This window comes from Cumulibacter soli (assembly GCF_004382795.1).
Taxonomy (GTDB): Bacteria; Actinomycetota; Actinomycetes; order Mycobacteriales; family Antricoccaceae; genus Cumulibacter; species Cumulibacter soli.
Map to the genome: position 1 here is coordinate 257,593 of NZ_SMSG01000005.1, position 15,130 is coordinate 272,722.

The following is a 15,130-nucleotide window of genomic DNA, read 5'->3' on the forward strand; positions in this document are numbered from 1 at the left end:
GCAGCTCAGGTGGCGACGTCGTTGCTCGATTCCGCGGGCGCTGTTGGTGAATCAGCCCTGCGGTATGCCCGCGCTAGGCCGTCGACGGTGATCGCGACGCGAGCGCCCACCGCGGGCAACTGACAGCTCGCGCCGCGGGCGAGTATCGTGCCGCCACCATCTAGTTCGACGCTCACCAGACAGTCATGGCCGAAATAGCGGGTTGATCGCACGGTCGCCCCGTCTGAGCCGACGGCCAGACTGACCTGCTCGGGGCGAATCAGCACCGTGACGGGTCCACCTTCGGTCGGCTGGTGACGGAGCGGACCGATCGCGGTCTGCGCGATGGTGCCGTCGCTGACGGCAGCGAGGGTATTGGCATCGCCGAGGAACTGTCCGGTCCACAGGTCGGCGGGATGCGCGTAGACCTCGTCTGGGGCGCCGGTCTGCCGCACCCGACCGGCATCGATGACGATGAGTTGACGCGACAGCGACAGTGCTTCACTTTGATCGTGGGTGACGAGCAGGGCAGTGGTTCCCGTGTCGGCCAGCGCATTGCGTACGCCGTCCCCCACCTCGCTGCGTAGCGCTGCGTCGAGTGCGGAGAATGGCTCGTCCAGTAATACGAGCCGTGGTCCGGGAGCCAGCGCGCGGGCGACCGCCACGCGTTGTGCCTGCCCGCCGGAAAGCTGGTGCGGCAGCCGGTCGGCGTACGGACGCAAACTCAGCAGATCGAGCATGTCAGCGGTGCGTCGGCCGCGCCGTTGCGCGCGTGGCAGGCCGAATTCAATGTTCTGTACGACGCTCAAATGTGGGAATAGTGCGCCGTCCTGGGGAACCAGGCCGATCTTTCGATGCTGCGGGGCTCTCCCGTCGAGGCGGTTGTCGCCTAGTTGGATGCTGCCGGATGCGTCGCGGTGCAGGCCGGCGATGACGCGCAGCAGGGTGGTCTTCCCGCTGCCGCTGGGCCCGAGCACCGCGCCCAGTTCGCCGGCCGGAATGCTGAAGGCGACGTCCATCAAGGTCGCCGCTCGTTGCCCGCGGGCAGTGTGCCAGGCGTTGAGGTTCTCAATCTCGAGATCCATTGTGCTCCGCTCGGGATAGGAAATAGGCAGGGATGCTGGCGACCAGCACAAGGGCTATGGCGTACGGCGCGGCAGCGGCATAGGCGGACATGGTGGTGTGGCCCCACAGTTCGGTAGCGAGTGTGTTGGACCCGATGGGCAGCAACATGAGGGTCGCGGGCAGTTCCTTCATCGCGGTGACCGCGACCAACAGGCCGCCCGCAGCGATCCCCGGCGCCGACAATCGGGCAGTTACTGTCGCCCAGGTCCGCCCCGGGCCTCTACCGAGGCTGCGTGAGACATCCTCGAGCGCCGGCGGAACCTGTGCGATCGCCGACCTCGCCGAGCCGATCGCCTTGGGTAAGAAGATCACCGCGTACGCCAGAGAAAGTGCGAGTGCCGTCTGATACAGGGCGGGAATGACGTTGAGCGTGAAAAACACCAGTGACAGACCGACGATGAGACCGGGCATTCCGTTTCCCAGGTAGGACACGGACTCCAAGACCGCCGTCGCCTTGGACCGGTACCGGGCGGCGAGTGCGGCGATCGGTAGGCCGAGGGCCACAGCGAGGGCCGCGCCGCCCAGACTAAGGCCCAGTGTGGTGCCGGTGCTTTCGGCGAGGCGGTGCCAATCGATTTCGGCGGCTCGACTTTCCAGACCGCGCCGCGTCAAGGCGAATGCTGGGATACCCAGTCCCAGTACCGCAACGACCAGCATTCCGGTTATTGCGGCGATCCGCGCGCCGAGCGTGGATATCTGTGGCGGCCGGACCAGCTGCGCCGCAGGACTGATACCGCGCCGCGCGCGTGAGCGCACCAGACGCTCAGCGATCACCAGCAGCAGAGCGAGCACCACCAGCACGGCCGCGGTGGCAGCCGCGAGGGTCCGGTTCAAGCCGCCCTCGTACGCGGCGTATACCGCCCAGGTGAGCGTTTGCACGCGCATCAGCGAGGGGGAACCGAAATCGGAGAGGGTGTAAAGCGCTGCCAGTAAGGCGCCGGCGAGGGCAGCGGGCGCGATCTGCGGGAGCATCGCTGCACGAAATGCGCTGGCAGGGCCGCGGCCGAGCGTACGGGCGACATCAACGCCGCGACGATCGGCGAGGCGGAAGGCCGCAGCCACCGGCAGCGTGACGTACGGCGTGCAGGCGAACACCATGACTGCGACCAGCGGCCAGAAGCCGTTCAACCCCGGCCAGGTTGACAGCCAGGTGAATGCGGTGACGTACGAGGGAATCGCCAGCGGAAGTGCCGCGAGCACGCTCCATAATCCCCGGGCGGGAAGCTTGACCCGCACCAGTGCCCAGGCGATCGGGATTCCGAGCAGCAGGCAACCGATCGCAACCAGGACCGACAACGCGAGCGAGGTCAGAACGAGGGTGAGAGTGCGCTCGCGCAACAGCGCGTCGGTGACGTTGGAGCCGTCCGCCTCGACGAGCCGCACGATGAGGTACACCAGCGGTAATGCGCCGATCCCGGCGGTGATGGTCCCAGTAAACAACAGGGACCGGGGAGGTCGCGCGCCGCGCGACCTCCCCGTCGTTAGCTGAAGTAGCCGGTTCAGATCAATCCGACCTTCTGCAGTAGCGCCACGGTGCCTTCGAGGTCTGCCAACTCGGAGTAGTCGAGTTCTGGACCCTGTAGTTCCTCAAGCGTCGGCACGTTGGCCGGTGAGGTGGCGTCGGGCAACAGCGAGTACTCGCCGGTCTCCTCGACGAAGTATTCCTGCGCTTGCTCGCTGACGAGGAACTCCACGAATTCCTGCGCTTCCTCGGAATCCTCGGCTCCGTTGAGGATTCCGGCGCCGGTCACGTTCACCAGCGCGCTGACCGTGCCCGGCTCGCCGAACTGCAGTTGTGCGCGCATCGACTCCGGTCCACCTGCTTCGTTGGCGGCGATGACCCAGTAGTAGTGATTGAGCAGACCGATGTCGAGTGCACCGGTGTTGACGGCTTCGAGGATCGCGCTATTGCCGGTGAAGATCTCCGCGTCGTTCGCGATCATGGCGTTGAGCCATTCTTCGGCCGCCTCATCGCCTTCCAGAACCCGCATCGCGGTCAGGAACGACTGGAACGAGGCGTTGGTCGGGGCGATTCCCACTCGCCCCTTCCACTTCGGATCGGTCAGGTCGTGGACGTCCGTGGGGACCTCGTCGGCCGAAAGTTCCTCCGAGTCGTAGAGGATCACTCGGGCGCGGCCGGTCAGCGCCACCCACGAGTCGTCGGAGGCGTTGTACGCGGACTCGACAGCACCGGTGATGTCGTCGGGCAACGACGTCAGCATGTCTGCATCGCGAAGCGCACCCAGCGCGCCCGCTTCCTGAGAAAGGAACACCTGCGCCGGCGTGCGGTCGCCTTCTTCCAGCAGTTGTGCGGCCATTTCGATGCTGTTCGCGTAGCGGACCTTGACCGTGATCCCGGAGGCTTCCTCGAACTGGTCGATGATCGGTCCAACGAGGCTTTCGGAGCGTCCGGAGTAGACAGTGACGGTCCGTTCGCCGTCCGGTTCCTCGGAGTCCGATGAGCAGGCAGTGAGCAGCATTGCGGGCGCGATCAATGCAGCAAGCAAGGCGGTGCCGGAACGCGGAGAGCGCATGGTTATTCGATGTCCTTCGTGAGGGAGTTCGTGCAGTATTAGTGCGGCCAGATCGGCCAAGTAAGCCTAACCTTGGTCGTGAATCTGAAGATCCCTAGAATTAGGGAATGCCTACCTCGGTCCTCGTCGTCGACGATCATCAGACGTTCGCCGACCTGATGCGTCTGGGGCTCGACGCGCAGCGCGATATTCAATGTGTCGCCGTCGCGCATTCGGTCGCCGCAGCGCGTCGAATCGCCGCGACTGTTGAGTTTTCGGCGGCAATCGTCGATCTGGGTCTGCCCGATGGCGACGGAGCGCAACTCGTCGCCGAGCTCCGCCGGATGGCCCCTGATGCGCGGATCATCGTGTTGACCGCGCACCCTCGATCGGATCTCGCACGCCGCGCGATGGCCGGCGGCGCCGATCGGATACTGCCCAAGCACGGTCGCCTCGACGAGTTGCTGATCGCGTTGCGTGAGCGCAAACCCCGACCGGCGCCCCCGCCGAGCGACAGCGTGCTGTCGCCGCGGGAGCAGGAGATCCTGCGGCTGCTCAGCCAGGGTATGGATGTGCGCGGTGTCGCGAGCCATCTGACGCTGTCGGTCTATACGGTGCGCGACCACGTAAAGTCGATCCTTGCAAAGCTCGGGGCGCGTACCCAACTCGAAGCCGTCGTTATGGCGGCGCGGGCGGGCATGGTGCTGATGGAGCCTCAATGAGTCGTCGTGAGATGAGCCGGTCGGTCAGGCGGGCACTCACGATCCATGCCGTCTCTACCGTCCTCGTCTCACTCATCGTCGCTGCGCTGGCTTCGTTGATCTCGACGGCGATTGCCGTTGAAGCCGCGCGGGACGAGGCTTCCGCCGTTGCTCGTACGGTGGCGCTCGCGGTCGTCGCGCCGCTGACCCTTCTCGATCTCAGCGCGGACAGTCCGGATGTGCGTGAGGCGGCGCTGCTGGAGATCCAAGCATTCATCGACGGAGGCGTGATCGACCGCGCCAAGATCTGGCAAGTCGATGGGGACGAAGTCGTCGTGCTGTACTCCGACGAGCCGCGGAATGAAGGCGCACGCCGTCCGTTTGATCCTGTTATGGGCGAACGCCTGGATGCCGGCGAGGTGGTCATCCTCGACGTCCCCAATGATGACGAGCACCAGTACGAGTACGGCGAGGCTGGGCTACTCGAAGCCTTCATCGGATTCGACGACGCATCCGGGCAGGCGATGCGATTGGAGATCTACCTGCCATCCGTGGCGGATCGGGCGCTGTCGGATCTGCTCAGCATCGTGCTGCCGGTCGCCGTCCTGGGCCCGCTCGTACTCGGTGCCGCGACGTTGCCACTAGCGTTGCGTCTCGCGCGCCGGATGGATGCACGAGAGACAGAACGGCGAGCTTTGCTGCAGACCGCGCTCGCTGCCTCAGATCGCGAGCGCCGCCGCTTGGCCGCACGGTTGCACGACGGTCTGATCCAAGACCTGGCGAGCGTCGGGTTGGTACTCGACTCGCTTGAACAATCGGTGCAGCGAGACCCTGACCGGTCGGCCCAACTAATGCGCGCGATCAACCTGCTCGACTCCGACGTCGCCGGGCTGCGGAATGTGCTGACCGAACTCGCGCCCCCAGAATTCGATGGTTCACTGGTCAATGCGATGCAGGATCTGGCTGACGACATCGGGCGCGGCATGCTCGAACTCGACGTGCACGAACCCGCCGACACGACGCCGGAAGCGGCCGCTCTCGCGTACCGAGTAGCGCGCGAACTCGTTCGAAACGCGATCCTGCATGGTGATCCGAACACGGTACGCGTGCGGCTTCGCGGCGACGAGCACTACGTCACCCTTGACGTCATTGATGACGGCGGCGGGTTCGATCCGACCGCGCCGGCGCCGGAAGGACACTTGGGACTGAGCCTGATTCGACAGGCCGTCGTCGACTCCGCCGGAACCTTCCGAATCACGACGGGAACGTCGGGGACCTCGGCCCACGTACGAATCCCGACGACCCTCTCAGCTTAGTGACGTCGAACTACAGGTTCGAGAGGTCCAGCTTCTCGCGCTCGGCGGCGGGCATGGAGTAGCAGTGCTCGGGCGCCGGGTACTGCTTTTCGCGCACTTCGGTCGCATACGAGCGAAGCGCGTCGACCAGCGGATCGTGTAGCTCCGCGAACCGCTTGACGAACTTGGCCTTACCGCCAGATCCCATTCCGGCGAGGTCCTGCAGCACAAGCACCTGACCGTCGGTCGCCGGACCAGCGCCGATACCGATCACGACAGTGCTGTCCATCAGCGGCATCAGCGCTTCGGTCAATTCGTTGGGCACCGCTTCGAACACAACAGAGAAACAGCCGGCGTTCTGCAGGGCACGAGCCTCTGCCGCTACACGACGAGCAGACTCCGCCGTACGGCCCTGCGCCTTGAATCCCCCGAGGGCTACTGCCGTTTGCGGAGTCAACCCGACGTGCCCCATCACCGGGATTCCCGCGGCGAGGATCGCTTTGGCGCGGGCCAGCGGCACATTGCTGCCGCCTTCGAGTTTGACGGCGTCCACGCCGCCTTCTTTCACGAACCGCATCGCGGTCTGCACCGCGAGTTCATCACTGGACTCGTACGAACCAAACGGCAGGTCTCCGACCAGTACGGGTGTCTTCAGACCACGTCGTACTGCTTTGGTCAACGTCAGCATTTCGTCCACCGATACCGGCACGGTGCTTTCGTAGCCGAGCACCGTCATCGCGCCGGAATCGCCGACGAGCACGATATCGACGCCTGCTTCTTCAGCAGCGAGCGCCGACGGGAAGTCGTATGCCGTGATCATCGCGATAGGCGTACCAGCTTCCTTGAGCGCAAACAGGCTCGGAATCGACAGGGGACGGCGCTGCGTGGCGGCGCCCTCGGCGGGGCGGGGACGAGTCGACATGAGTCAGTTCTTCCTCTCGGGGTCGATTGGAACATGAAGATTGTCGATGAGCCGTACGGCGCCCACGTGGGCAGCAACCACGGCAAGTGCAGACTGGCCCGACTCGACGGGCGCGAAGGTGGCTTCGTCTACCAGCGCGAGGTACTCCGGCTCGACGCCCTCGGCACGCATTGCGTTCGCACCGGCGCGTTCGGCGCCATTGCGGTCCAGCGAATCAAGGTATATCTGCGAAGCAGTTTCCAGTCCGCGCTTCAGCGCCAACGCGAGCGTCCGTTCGTCGTCGCTGAGCCGCACATTGCGCGATGACATCGCCAGGCCGCTGTCTTCGCGCACGGTCGAGACACCCTTGATCTGGACACGCAGTCGAAGGTCGCGCACTAGGCGTTTGACGACGGCGAGTTGCTGCGCGTCCTTCTCCCCGAAGTAAGCGAAATCGGGTTCGGCAGCGATGAACAACTTGGTGACGACGGTGGCAACCCCGTCGAAGTGCACGGCGCCGCGATGGGCACCTTCCAGCGGTTCGCTCACCCCGACGACGCGCAGCGAGGTCGAGTGCCCCTCCGGGTACATTTCCGCCGCGCTCGGTGCGAACAGCACGTCGGCGCCCGCGTCCGCAGCGAGGTCGCTGTCGCGCTGCTCATCGCGCGGGTACGCTTCCAGGTCCTTCGCGTCGTTGAACTGTGTCGGGTTCACGAACACGGATACGACGACGATGTCGCAGTCAGCCTTCGCCGCGCGCACCAACGTCAAGTGGCCTTCGTGCAGCGCCCCCATGGTCGGAACGAGGCCGACGCGAGCGTCGCGTGAACCGCCGAGCGCGGCGATAGTGGCCCGTAGCTCATCGACGGTACGAACGATTTCCATGCAACTCCTCGAATTCCGTACCGTCCAGACTGGCCCGAGTTCACGGCGCAGGTAACACCAAGTGGCCGGTATCACCCGGATCCAGTCGGTTACTCGCGCGTATCGGCGGGCGGCTGTTCGGATGACGCGGACGCCGCGAGCCGCCGGGTCGCTTCGAGCAGCGCATCAAACAGCGATGCGTCATCCGCGACGCGTTCACGCACGGCCTCACGGTGACCGTGCAGCGTCTGCTCATCCCCGCGCACCACCGGACCGGTCAGTGCCCGCGCCGCGCCGGTGGCTAGCCAGTTGTCGACCGTCGCGTGCACGATCGGGCCAAGGTATTTGCGTTCCACGCCCACGGACGAGGCCAACTGCGCCGACAGGTCCAGCACCGCGAGCAACTGGTTGGAGGCCACCGCGGCCGCAGCGTGATAGGCGATCCGGTCGCCGTCCGGCACCTGGACCGCCGTCATTCCGAGGAGCCCGGCGAGGTCGGTAGCGGTCCTGAGCGCCCTGGGTGTGCGCCCGGCGACGGCCGCAGCGGCTCCGGCAAACCGAGCGCCAGTGCGTGGGACCGTCATCAGTGGGTGCAGGCTGAACCCCTCGTGCGGACCGATCGGTGCAAGCGTGGTCGCTCCCGAGCAGTGCCCCACGAGCATGCTTTCACGAGGGTGCAGCGCCGACGCAGCGGCCTCGATCTCGCGGTCGGGCACACACAACAGCACGACTGCGGGGCGGTCATCAGCACCGTCGTACCCTCGGCCGAATGGGCCGAGCACCTCCAGACCGCTGGCACCCAGCGCAGCGGTGAGCGCATGACCGAGTCGTCCCGCGCCCACGATGGCGAGGGGACTGGTAACAGGCAGTGCTGATTCGGGGCCATTCACGGCCGGTCCTTCCGGCGAAGTTCGAGGGCGATCGCATCCAGCGTAACCGCGCACCCACCCGGGCAATCGGTGCACGCCACGGCACCCGTTAATGTCGAGCCGAGCACATTTTCACGGAGGACACATGGCAATGATTCCGCGCACCGGCTACCGCGCGCTGTCCGCGATCGACACCGAAAGCTTGGGCAATGGGCAAGCGCGCGGCACCGTCATCGTCACCGAAGATCACCTCAACCGCAGCGGGATCATGCACGGTGGTGCCCTGGCAACCCTCGCCGACAGCGCCCTCGGACGGGCGGTCGCGACCGCTCTCGAGCCGGGGCAAGCGCCATCGACGGCGTCGATGACGATGAGTTACATGGCGTCGGCGAACCCAGGCGACGCGCTCACCTGCATGGCCACGGTCCGCAAACGGGGCCGACAGACCGCGGTGGTTGAGGCCGATGTCGTTCGGGACTCGGACGGACGTCTGATCGCCCACGCGGTGGCGACCTTCGTCATCGTTACCCGCCGCAGCGATGTCATCGTGGATGCGGAGAAGGAACTGTCGCCGGTCGCCGACCCTGCCTAGAGCCGCCGGCGCAGCGTCAGGTCATGCGCGGCGGTAGCGCCCGTTCTCGAGTACGACACGACCTTCTTCATACAGTTCGTCGAGGTGCAGTTGGGTCATCGCGCGCTCAGAAGTTACGGCGTACGACGGGACGTTCCCAGGACGATAGACGACGCCTTTGCCGACGAGTTCGGACGCGCTCTGCGGCGACGCGAGCAAGTCGAGGACCCGTTCCGAGCGCTCGTCGATCACGTTAGTGAACGCGGCCAGCAACCGCTGGTAGGTCGCTGTATCGCGGACCTCACGCTTGTGGTGGTACGTCGAGTAGACGGCGGCCTCGATTTCCGCGCTGCGGCGCAGTGACTCGCGGAAGTCGATCAACGACGACGAGTGCACGTCGCCGTAGAACGGCCCGAAACTCGACAGGTCGACGTCCGCGGTGAAGAAGACGCCGTCCGGTTCGATCAGGTATCCGCAGTGTCCTGCGGTGTGACCGGGGAGGTGGACTGGCGTGACGATGACGCCGCCGCCGAGGTCGATCGGTTTCATGGCGAGCGCGGTGGCCTGCGGGATCGGGCCGTGCTGATACTTCTCCTGTAGTTCCTTGCGGAACCGCGGCTCGTCAAATCCGCCCGTTTCGAAGAACGCATCGACGTCGCTGACCGGTTTGAGGTCGGCTTCGTGGATCTGGACCTTCAGATCGGGGCGACTGGGCAGGCCGGCGGTGTGGTCTTCGTGGTAATGGCTAAGCACAACGAGGTCTACATCTGGGATCGGGACCGACAGCGCCGAGTCGATCACCAACCGACCCTCGGGACCCTCGACCAGGATGGGATTGCCCGTGGGGTACTTGCCGTTGTCATCGCCGCACAGCATCTGGGTGTGATCACCCAACCGAATCCGCTCAGTACTCATCCCCGGATCCTACGTGCGCCACACAATTCCGTCGGGCGGGGTGATCGACTCTTCGAAGTCGTCGATCACGAACCGGCCACTAGTGGATACGTGCGCGGGTGGTCAGCGCGATACCGGGCCGGAGGGCTTACGGGTCACCGACACGCCGCCCATCAGCGCCAAACCGTTGACGGTCACCGTCGGAGCGGACGGGTCGGGCTGCGGTACTCCGCGCTCCCATTGCCGCGAGTCGTCGAAGGCGCCCATGAACCCAAAGCCTTCGACGTTGACATTGATGTCGTCCGGCACGATGATCTCGACGCCGCCCATGATCGCCGTGACGGTGATCGTCACCTTGTCGGCGCCCAAATTCGCATGCCGCAGATCCAGCACCCCGCCGCCCATCACCGCCACCGCGGTGAACTTCGACGGCACAGTCCACACGCCTTTGCGCTCGAAGCCGGAGAAGATCGCGACTGACGTCGACGGCCCGCCATCACCGGTCACGCGCGAGGATGCTGGCGGTTGAATGTCACGCGACGGTGTATGTGCCGCGGCGTCCAGCCCGGGCCGCGACGGAATCAGGTCGCGAGTCAACACGTCGAGTTCATCGATGTACGTCGCGCCCCACGCCGACGCCGTCCGGTCATCGAACTCGTCGATCGTCAACTGCCCTTTGCCGAGGGCATCGTGCAGCACGGACGCCACGCGCCGGCGGTCCATATCGCCGGCGCGCAAACGGACCTCGGCGGCAGGGGCCGAATCGACAGGTTGCGCTGCCGCGGCCGGCTCGGGCGTGCTCGAAGACTGCGCTGCGTCTACCTCGGCAGCATCGCCGGTCTGCGCAGTCACGTCCGCCGGTGGGGTCGACGGCGCGGCAGTTTCGGCAGGATGAGCTGGGGGCGTAGCGGCCTCAGACGAGGATGATGCGGGTTTTGCCGCGCGATCGGGTGCAGGGGTCGCCGTCCAGCCTGGGCTGATTGGTGCGGGTTTATCCGCGGCCGGTCGCTTAGCGGAGCGTTCGCTCGCGGTCTCGTCCATGCGTTTCAGCCTAGGTGCTGTACCGGCGAACCCTCCAGTGACAAACGTCCTTGATGCGGCGGGAGACCGAAATCCTGGCCTCCGTCGGGGCGCATCAGATCACGATGATCAGGCGGACGACGCCCACTGTTGGAGTTTCTGCAGCGGCCAGGTGTTCACGATCCGCTCGAGGGGTACGCCGAGGTCCTCTGCTCGCTGGGCGCCGTACGCCTTGAATGCCAATTGCCCGGGCGCATGGGCATCCGAATCGATCGAGAATAGACAACCGGCGTCCAACGCCATTGAGATCAACTCATCGGGCGGATCCTGCCGCTCGAGGCGCGAGTTGATCTCCACGGCGACATCATGTTCCGCGCACGCGGCGAACACTTCGGCAGCGTCGAAACTCGACTGCGGACGCGTGCCCCTGCCACCCTGCACGAGCCGTCCGGTGCAATGCCCCAGCACGTTGACGCGCGGATTCTGCACCGCGGCGATCATCCGGCGTGTCATCGGGCGCGAGTCCATCCGCAACTTTGAATGCACGCTCGCCACCACGAGGTCGAGTTTCGCGAGCATCGCCGGCGTCTGGTCCAGCGCGCCGTCGTCCAGGATGTCGACCTCGATTCCCTTCAGCAACCGGAAGTGCGGCGCTACCACCCCGTTGATCTGGTCGATCAGGGTGAGTTGCTGCATCAACCGCGCCGCACTCAATCCGTTAGCGATCCTCAACCGCGGCGAATGATCGGTGAGTACGGCGTACTCGTGCTCGAGGTCGATCGCTGTCATCACCATCTCCTGGATCGGCGCGCCCCCGTCCGACCAGTTGCTGTGCAGGTGCAGGTCCCCGCGTAAGTGCGCCGTGTACGTACTGTCCGTCAGTTCGCCCGAGTCGGTTTGTAGATCAGCGAGGTACGTCGGCACCGAACCGTCGACGGCCTCCGCGATGACCTCGGCGGTCCGTGCGCCGATGCCGTCGAGTTCGCGCAACGTCCCGGCGTCGACACGCTGCGACAACTCGTGGTCGGACAGACCCAGCACGACCTTCAGCGCTGAGCGGAACGCCTCGACTCGATACGTACTTTCCATCTGACGTTCCAGCAGGAACGCGATTCGGCGTAGCGCGGCCTCGGCGGTCATCGGCGCTGTCAACGGCGGCAAGCTGGAACGCATACGGCCAGTCTGCCACCGGGCTGCGGGCGCTTGATGCCAGTACCGCGCCGCCGAAGTGGGAGGCGGGCTGGCAGGTGTACGACGAAGGTGACAGGGTAAGTACATGACTGACGTGTCACCTGCCGCTGTGTCACCTGCCGCGCACGAGGTTGATTTTCACTTCGACCCGATGTGCCCATTCGCGTACCAGACGTCGGTCTGGATCCGCGAGGTTCGCCGCCAGAACAACCTGCAGATCAACTGGAAGTTCTTCAGCCTCGAGGAAGTCAACCTCCGCGAGGACCAGAAGCACCCGTGGGAGCGCGAGTGGTCCTACGGCTGGTCACTGATGCGGATAGGGGCGTGGTTACGCCGCCAGGACCCCGCCCTGCTGGACGCTTGGTACGAGCGGATCGGCCGCGAACTACATATCAACGGCGGTCAGCCACATAATCCAGAAGTCGCGCGAAGGTTGCTCGCCGAGATCGGCGCACCCGAGAGTGCGCTGGACGACGCGCTCGCCGACCCGACCACTCACGACGACGTACACCGCGAGCACCAGCGGGTCATCGACTCCGGCGGCTTCGGCGTACCGACGCTGTTCTTCGGCGAGCAGGTGCTGTTCGGGCCCGTGCTGATCGACCCACCCAGCGGTGCGGACGCGCTCAGGCTGTGGGACCTCACGACGGGTTGGTTACAGTTCCCACACGTCTTCGAGTTGCAGCGGCCCAAATCGCCGGATGACCAGAAGCAGATTCGGCACACGCTGGAGCCGTACCTCGCCGGACGCGACTGGATCAGTATCAACCGTGGCAAAGAGATCAAGTTCGAGGAGCAGGGATGACCAATCGCGATCAGATCGTCGACGCGTACCAGACCCAGTTCGCGGCCACTGCGGCCCTGATGGCCGGGCTCACCGACGAGCAGTGGACCGCGCCGAGCATCCTGCCGGGTTGGCGCGTTACTGATGTTCTCGCGCACTGCCTCGGCACCGAGTACATGCTCCTCGGCGAGCAGCCCCCCGCACTCGACGGCGAACCGCCCGCGCATGTGCACAACGAGATCGCGCGGCGAAACGAAGAATGGGTGCACTTGATGCGCGAGGACACTCCGCAGCAGATGCGCGACCGCTGGGCCGATGTCGCCAAGCGCCGCAACGGGATCATGTCCGCGCAGACGCAGGAAGACTTCGACGCGGAGTCGTGGACACCCATCGGCAAGGGCACGCTAGGCGACTTCATGCGCATTCGCGTCTACGACATCTGGCTGCACGAACTGGACATCCGCGACTCGCTCGGCATGCCGCCGGCCGAGAACAATGCTCCCGCCGAGATTGCCGTCGCAGAGGTTGAGCGCGCGCTCGGCTACATGATCGGCAAGAAGGCCGCTGCGCCGGACGGATCGCGAGTGCGGTTCGAGTTGACCGGACCGGTGCAGCGCGCCTACGGCATCACTGTTGACGGCGGACGCGCCAAGTCCGGCGAACCGATGGACGATCCCACGGTGACCGTGCGGATGAGCAGCACCGATTTCGCTCGCCTCACCGGAAACCGCGGTGATATCGAAACCGTCGCGCAGCGTGTAGACGTCAGCGGCGATACCGAGTTGGGGCAGCGGATCGCTCGCAGTCTCGGCTACACAATGTAACGAAACCTCCCAACCGTTCAACCGAAAGGCAATCCACGTGTACGCAGCCGAATTCGCCCGTACGACGCCGGACAAACTGGCGATCGCGATGGCGTCCTCGGGTGAAAGTTTCACCTTCCGCGAGTACGAGCAGCACGCGAACCAAGTCGCGCACCTGTTCCGTGAAATCGGCCTGCAGAACACCGACACGATCGCGCTCGTGCTCAGCAACACCCCTACCTACATCTTCGCTAAAGCCGCCGCAGAACGCGCCGGATTGCGATTCGTCTGCATCAATACGCATTTGCAGGCCGACGAACTGCAATACATCGTCGCCGACGCAGAAGCATCCGTGGTGGTCTGCGACGACACCACTCTGGAGTCGATGCTGTCGTTGCCCGAACGGTGCCCCGGCGTACGACGCTGGCTGGTGGCCGGTGCGCCGTCCAGCGGAGTGTTCGAGAACTTCGAGGAGCTGGTCGACGGTAAGCCCACCGAGCCGATCGCTGACGAACGCCTCGGCGGCGGGATGCTCTACAGCTCGGGCACAACCGGGCGCCCGAAGGGCATCATCCGGCCGATTCCGGACGGCGAACCGCAGTACAACCTGCCCGTCTACCAGTTCACCAACGAAATCTTCCAGCTCAAGCCCGGGATGGTGTACTTGAGTTCGGCGCCCCTGTATCACTCGGCGCCGCACAGCTCGTTGCTCGGCGCGGTCCGCCTCGGCGCGACCTCCATCGTGATGGAGAAGTTCGATGCCGAGCAGTTGCTGGAGCTCGTCGATAAGTACAAGGTGACCACGATGCAGGTCGTGCCGACGATGCTGAATCGGATCATGCGACTGCCCAAGGAAACCCGAGACAAGTACGACATTTCCTCGCTGACCCATGTGGTGCACGGCGCCGCGCCCATGCCGCCGCAGCTCAAGCGGCAGATCATCGACGAGTGGGGGCCGGTGCTGTACGAGTACTACGGCGCCACCGAAGGCAACGGGTTCTGCTACTCGACATCGCAGGAGTGGCTCGAGCGCCCGGGCACGGTCGGCCGCGCGATCCTTGGCGAACTGGTGATCCGCGATGCGGAGGGCAACGAGCTCGGCCCGAACGAAGAGGGCACGATCTGGTTCCGCGGCGCCACCAACTTCACGTATAAGGGCGATCCGGAGCGGACGGCGGAGCAGCAGAGTGCAGATGGGACGATGTCGACCGTCGACGATGTCGGTTACGTCGATGAGGACGGCTACCTGTTCCTCACCGACCGCAAGTCGCACATGATCATCTCCGGCGGCGTGAACATCTACCCGCAGGAGATCGAAGACCTGCTGGCGGTGCACCCGGACGTACTCGACGTCGGCGTGATCGGCGTGCCGAACGAGGACTTCGGCGAGGAGGTGAAGGCCGTGGTGATTCGCGCGGAGTCCGATAAGTCGGACGACGACCTCGCGCGCGAACTCATCGACTATGCGCGCGACAACCTCGCGCACTTCAAGGCGCCCCGGTCGATCGACTTCGTCGACGAACTGCCGCGTAACCCCGCGGGCAAGTTACAGAAGAAATTGTTGCGGATGCAGTACGCCGAGAAGGCCACAAAGTAGCAACGGAACCGATCGTCCCGGCG

The 15,130-nt window shown here is 65.2% G+C and carries 15 protein-coding genes; 6 read left to right on the forward strand and 9 right to left on the reverse strand.

Going from position 1 to position 15,130, the window contains the following annotated elements; all coding sequences use genetic code 11:
* Positions 1–5 precede the first annotated feature (5 nt).
* The 3 genes from E1H16_RS12630 to E1H16_RS12640 are packed head-to-tail and all read right to left on the reverse strand — an operon-like array spanning position 6 to position 3,638.
* Positions 6–1,064, reverse strand: a complete 1,059-nt coding sequence (locus E1H16_RS12630) for an ABC transporter ATP-binding protein (protein WP_208379037.1) — start codon at positions 1,062–1,064, stop codon at positions 6–8.
* On the reverse strand, positions 1,048–2,544 hold the full coding sequence (locus E1H16_RS12635) for an ABC transporter permease (RefSeq protein ID WP_208379038.1): 1,497 nt from the start codon (positions 2,542–2,544) through the stop codon (positions 1,048–1,050). The genes E1H16_RS12630 and E1H16_RS12635 overlap by 17 nt, the downstream gene beginning before the upstream one ends.
* A gap of 59 nt (positions 2,545–2,603) precedes the next feature.
* Positions 2,604–3,638: an iron ABC transporter substrate-binding protein gene (locus E1H16_RS12640; protein WP_134324231.1), complete on the reverse strand. Its 1,035-nt coding sequence runs from the start codon at positions 3,636–3,638 to the stop codon at positions 2,604–2,606.
* A 107-nt stretch (positions 3,639–3,745) separates the two neighbouring features.
* Between E1H16_RS12640 and E1H16_RS12645 the strand changes: the two genes are divergently transcribed.
* Both E1H16_RS12645 and E1H16_RS12650 read left to right on the forward strand, forming a co-directional pair.
* Positions 3,746–4,339, forward strand: a complete 594-nt coding sequence (locus E1H16_RS12645) for a response regulator (protein WP_134324232.1) — start codon at positions 3,746–3,748, stop codon at positions 4,337–4,339.
* Complete coding sequence (locus tag E1H16_RS12650) at positions 4,336–5,634, forward strand: sensor histidine kinase (RefSeq protein WP_134324233.1); 1,299 nt, start codon at positions 4,336–4,338, stop codon at positions 5,632–5,634. Before E1H16_RS12645 ends, E1H16_RS12650 begins: the two co-directional genes overlap by 4 nt.
* Positions 5,635–5,644: 10 nt before the next feature.
* Here E1H16_RS12650 and panB read toward each other — a convergent pair whose 3' ends face one another.
* The 3 genes from panB to E1H16_RS12665 form a co-directional block, all read right to left on the reverse strand.
* A complete protein-coding gene (gene panB, locus E1H16_RS12655) occupies positions 5,645–6,535 on the reverse strand; it encodes a 3-methyl-2-oxobutanoate hydroxymethyltransferase (protein WP_134324234.1) in 891 nt (296 codons plus the stop codon).
* Between the two features lie 3 nt (positions 6,536–6,538).
* Positions 6,539–7,399, reverse strand: a complete 861-nt coding sequence (panC, locus tag E1H16_RS12660) for a pantoate--beta-alanine ligase (RefSeq protein WP_134324235.1) — start codon at positions 7,397–7,399, stop codon at positions 6,539–6,541.
* Positions 7,400–7,488: 89 nt separating this feature from the next.
* Positions 7,489–8,268 carry a Rossmann-like and DUF2520 domain-containing protein gene (locus tag E1H16_RS12665; RefSeq protein WP_208379039.1) on the reverse strand — a complete coding sequence of 260 codons (780 nt, stop codon included), beginning with the start codon at positions 8,266–8,268 and terminating at the stop codon, positions 7,489–7,491.
* A 124-nt stretch (positions 8,269–8,392) separates the two neighbouring features.
* Here E1H16_RS12665 and E1H16_RS12670 point away from each other — a divergent pair, with 124 nt between their 5' ends.
* On the forward strand, positions 8,393–8,839 hold the full coding sequence (locus tag E1H16_RS12670; RefSeq protein ID WP_166741752.1) for a PaaI family thioesterase: 447 nt from the start codon (positions 8,393–8,395) through the stop codon (positions 8,837–8,839).
* Positions 8,840–8,860: 21 nt separating this feature from the next.
* Here E1H16_RS12670 and E1H16_RS12675 read toward each other — a convergent pair whose 3' ends face one another.
* The 3 genes from E1H16_RS12675 to E1H16_RS12685 all read right to left on the reverse strand — a co-directional run bounded on the left by E1H16_RS12675 (position 8,861) and on the right by E1H16_RS12685 (position 11,905).
* On the reverse strand, positions 8,861–9,733 hold the full coding sequence (locus E1H16_RS12675) for an MBL fold metallo-hydrolase (RefSeq protein ID WP_134324237.1): 873 nt from the start codon (positions 9,731–9,733) through the stop codon (positions 8,861–8,863).
* Positions 9,734–9,835: 102 nt separating this feature from the next.
* Positions 9,836–10,753 carry a DUF1707 SHOCT-like domain-containing protein gene (locus E1H16_RS12680; protein WP_134324238.1) on the reverse strand — a complete coding sequence of 306 codons (918 nt, stop codon included), beginning with the start codon at positions 10,751–10,753 and terminating at the stop codon, positions 9,836–9,838.
* Between the two features lie 108 nt (positions 10,754–10,861).
* Positions 10,862–11,905 (reverse strand): PHP domain-containing protein, encoded by a 1,044-nt coding sequence (locus E1H16_RS12685; RefSeq protein ID WP_134324239.1) that lies wholly within the window; start codon positions 11,903–11,905, stop codon positions 10,862–10,864.
* A 103-nt stretch (positions 11,906–12,008) separates the two neighbouring features.
* Between E1H16_RS12685 and E1H16_RS12690 the strand changes: the two genes are divergently transcribed.
* The 3 genes from E1H16_RS12690 to E1H16_RS12700 are packed head-to-tail and all read left to right on the forward strand — an operon-like array spanning position 12,009 to position 15,107.
* Positions 12,009–12,728, forward strand: a complete 720-nt coding sequence (locus E1H16_RS12690) for a mycothiol-dependent nitroreductase Rv2466c family protein (RefSeq protein ID WP_134324240.1) — start codon at positions 12,009–12,011, stop codon at positions 12,726–12,728.
* Complete coding sequence (locus tag E1H16_RS12695) at positions 12,725–13,531, forward strand: maleylpyruvate isomerase family mycothiol-dependent enzyme (protein ID WP_134324241.1); 807 nt, start codon at positions 12,725–12,727, stop codon at positions 13,529–13,531. Before E1H16_RS12690 ends, E1H16_RS12695 begins: the two co-directional genes overlap by 4 nt.
* A gap of 37 nt (positions 13,532–13,568) precedes the next feature.
* Positions 13,569–15,107 carry an AMP-binding protein gene (locus E1H16_RS12700; protein WP_134324242.1) on the forward strand — a complete coding sequence of 513 codons (1,539 nt, stop codon included), beginning with the start codon at positions 13,569–13,571 and terminating at the stop codon, positions 15,105–15,107.
* Positions 15,108–15,130 lie beyond the last annotated feature (23 nt).

Coding starts and splice junctions, on each gene's coding strand:
- E1H16_RS12675 (WP_134324237.1), bottom strand. CDS start 9,733: ATGAGTACTGAGCGGATTCGGTTGGGTGATCACACCCAGATGCTGTGC.
- E1H16_RS12650 (WP_134324233.1), top strand. CDS start 4,336: ATGAGTCGTCGTGAGATGAGCCGGTCGGTCAGGCGGGCACTCACGATC.
- E1H16_RS12645 (WP_134324232.1), top strand. CDS start 3,746: ATGCCTACCTCGGTCCTCGTCGTCGACGATCATCAGACGTTCGCCGAC.
- E1H16_RS12670 (WP_166741752.1), top strand. CDS start 8,393: ATGGCAATGATTCCGCGCACCGGCTACCGCGCGCTGTCCGCGATCGAC.
- E1H16_RS12690 (WP_134324240.1), top strand. CDS start 12,009: ATGACTGACGTGTCACCTGCCGCTGTGTCACCTGCCGCGCACGAGGTT.
- E1H16_RS12640 (WP_134324231.1), bottom strand. CDS start 3,638: ATGCGCTCTCCGCGTTCCGGCACCGCCTTGCTTGCTGCATTGATCGCG.
- E1H16_RS12695 (WP_134324241.1), top strand. CDS start 12,725: ATGACCAATCGCGATCAGATCGTCGACGCGTACCAGACCCAGTTCGCG.
- E1H16_RS12630 (WP_208379037.1), bottom strand. CDS start 1,064: ATGGATCTCGAGATTGAGAACCTCAACGCCTGGCACACTGCCCGCGGG.
- E1H16_RS12680 (WP_134324238.1), bottom strand. CDS start 10,753: ATGGACGAGACCGCGAGCGAACGCTCCGCTAAGCGACCGGCCGCGGAT.
- panC (WP_134324235.1), bottom strand. CDS start 7,399: ATGGAAATCGTTCGTACCGTCGATGAGCTACGGGCCACTATCGCCGCG.
- panB (WP_134324234.1), bottom strand. CDS start 6,535: ATGTCGACTCGTCCCCGCCCCGCCGAGGGCGCCGCCACGCAGCGCCGT.
- E1H16_RS12685 (WP_134324239.1), bottom strand. CDS start 11,905: ATGCGTTCCAGCTTGCCGCCGTTGACAGCGCCGATGACCGCCGAGGCC.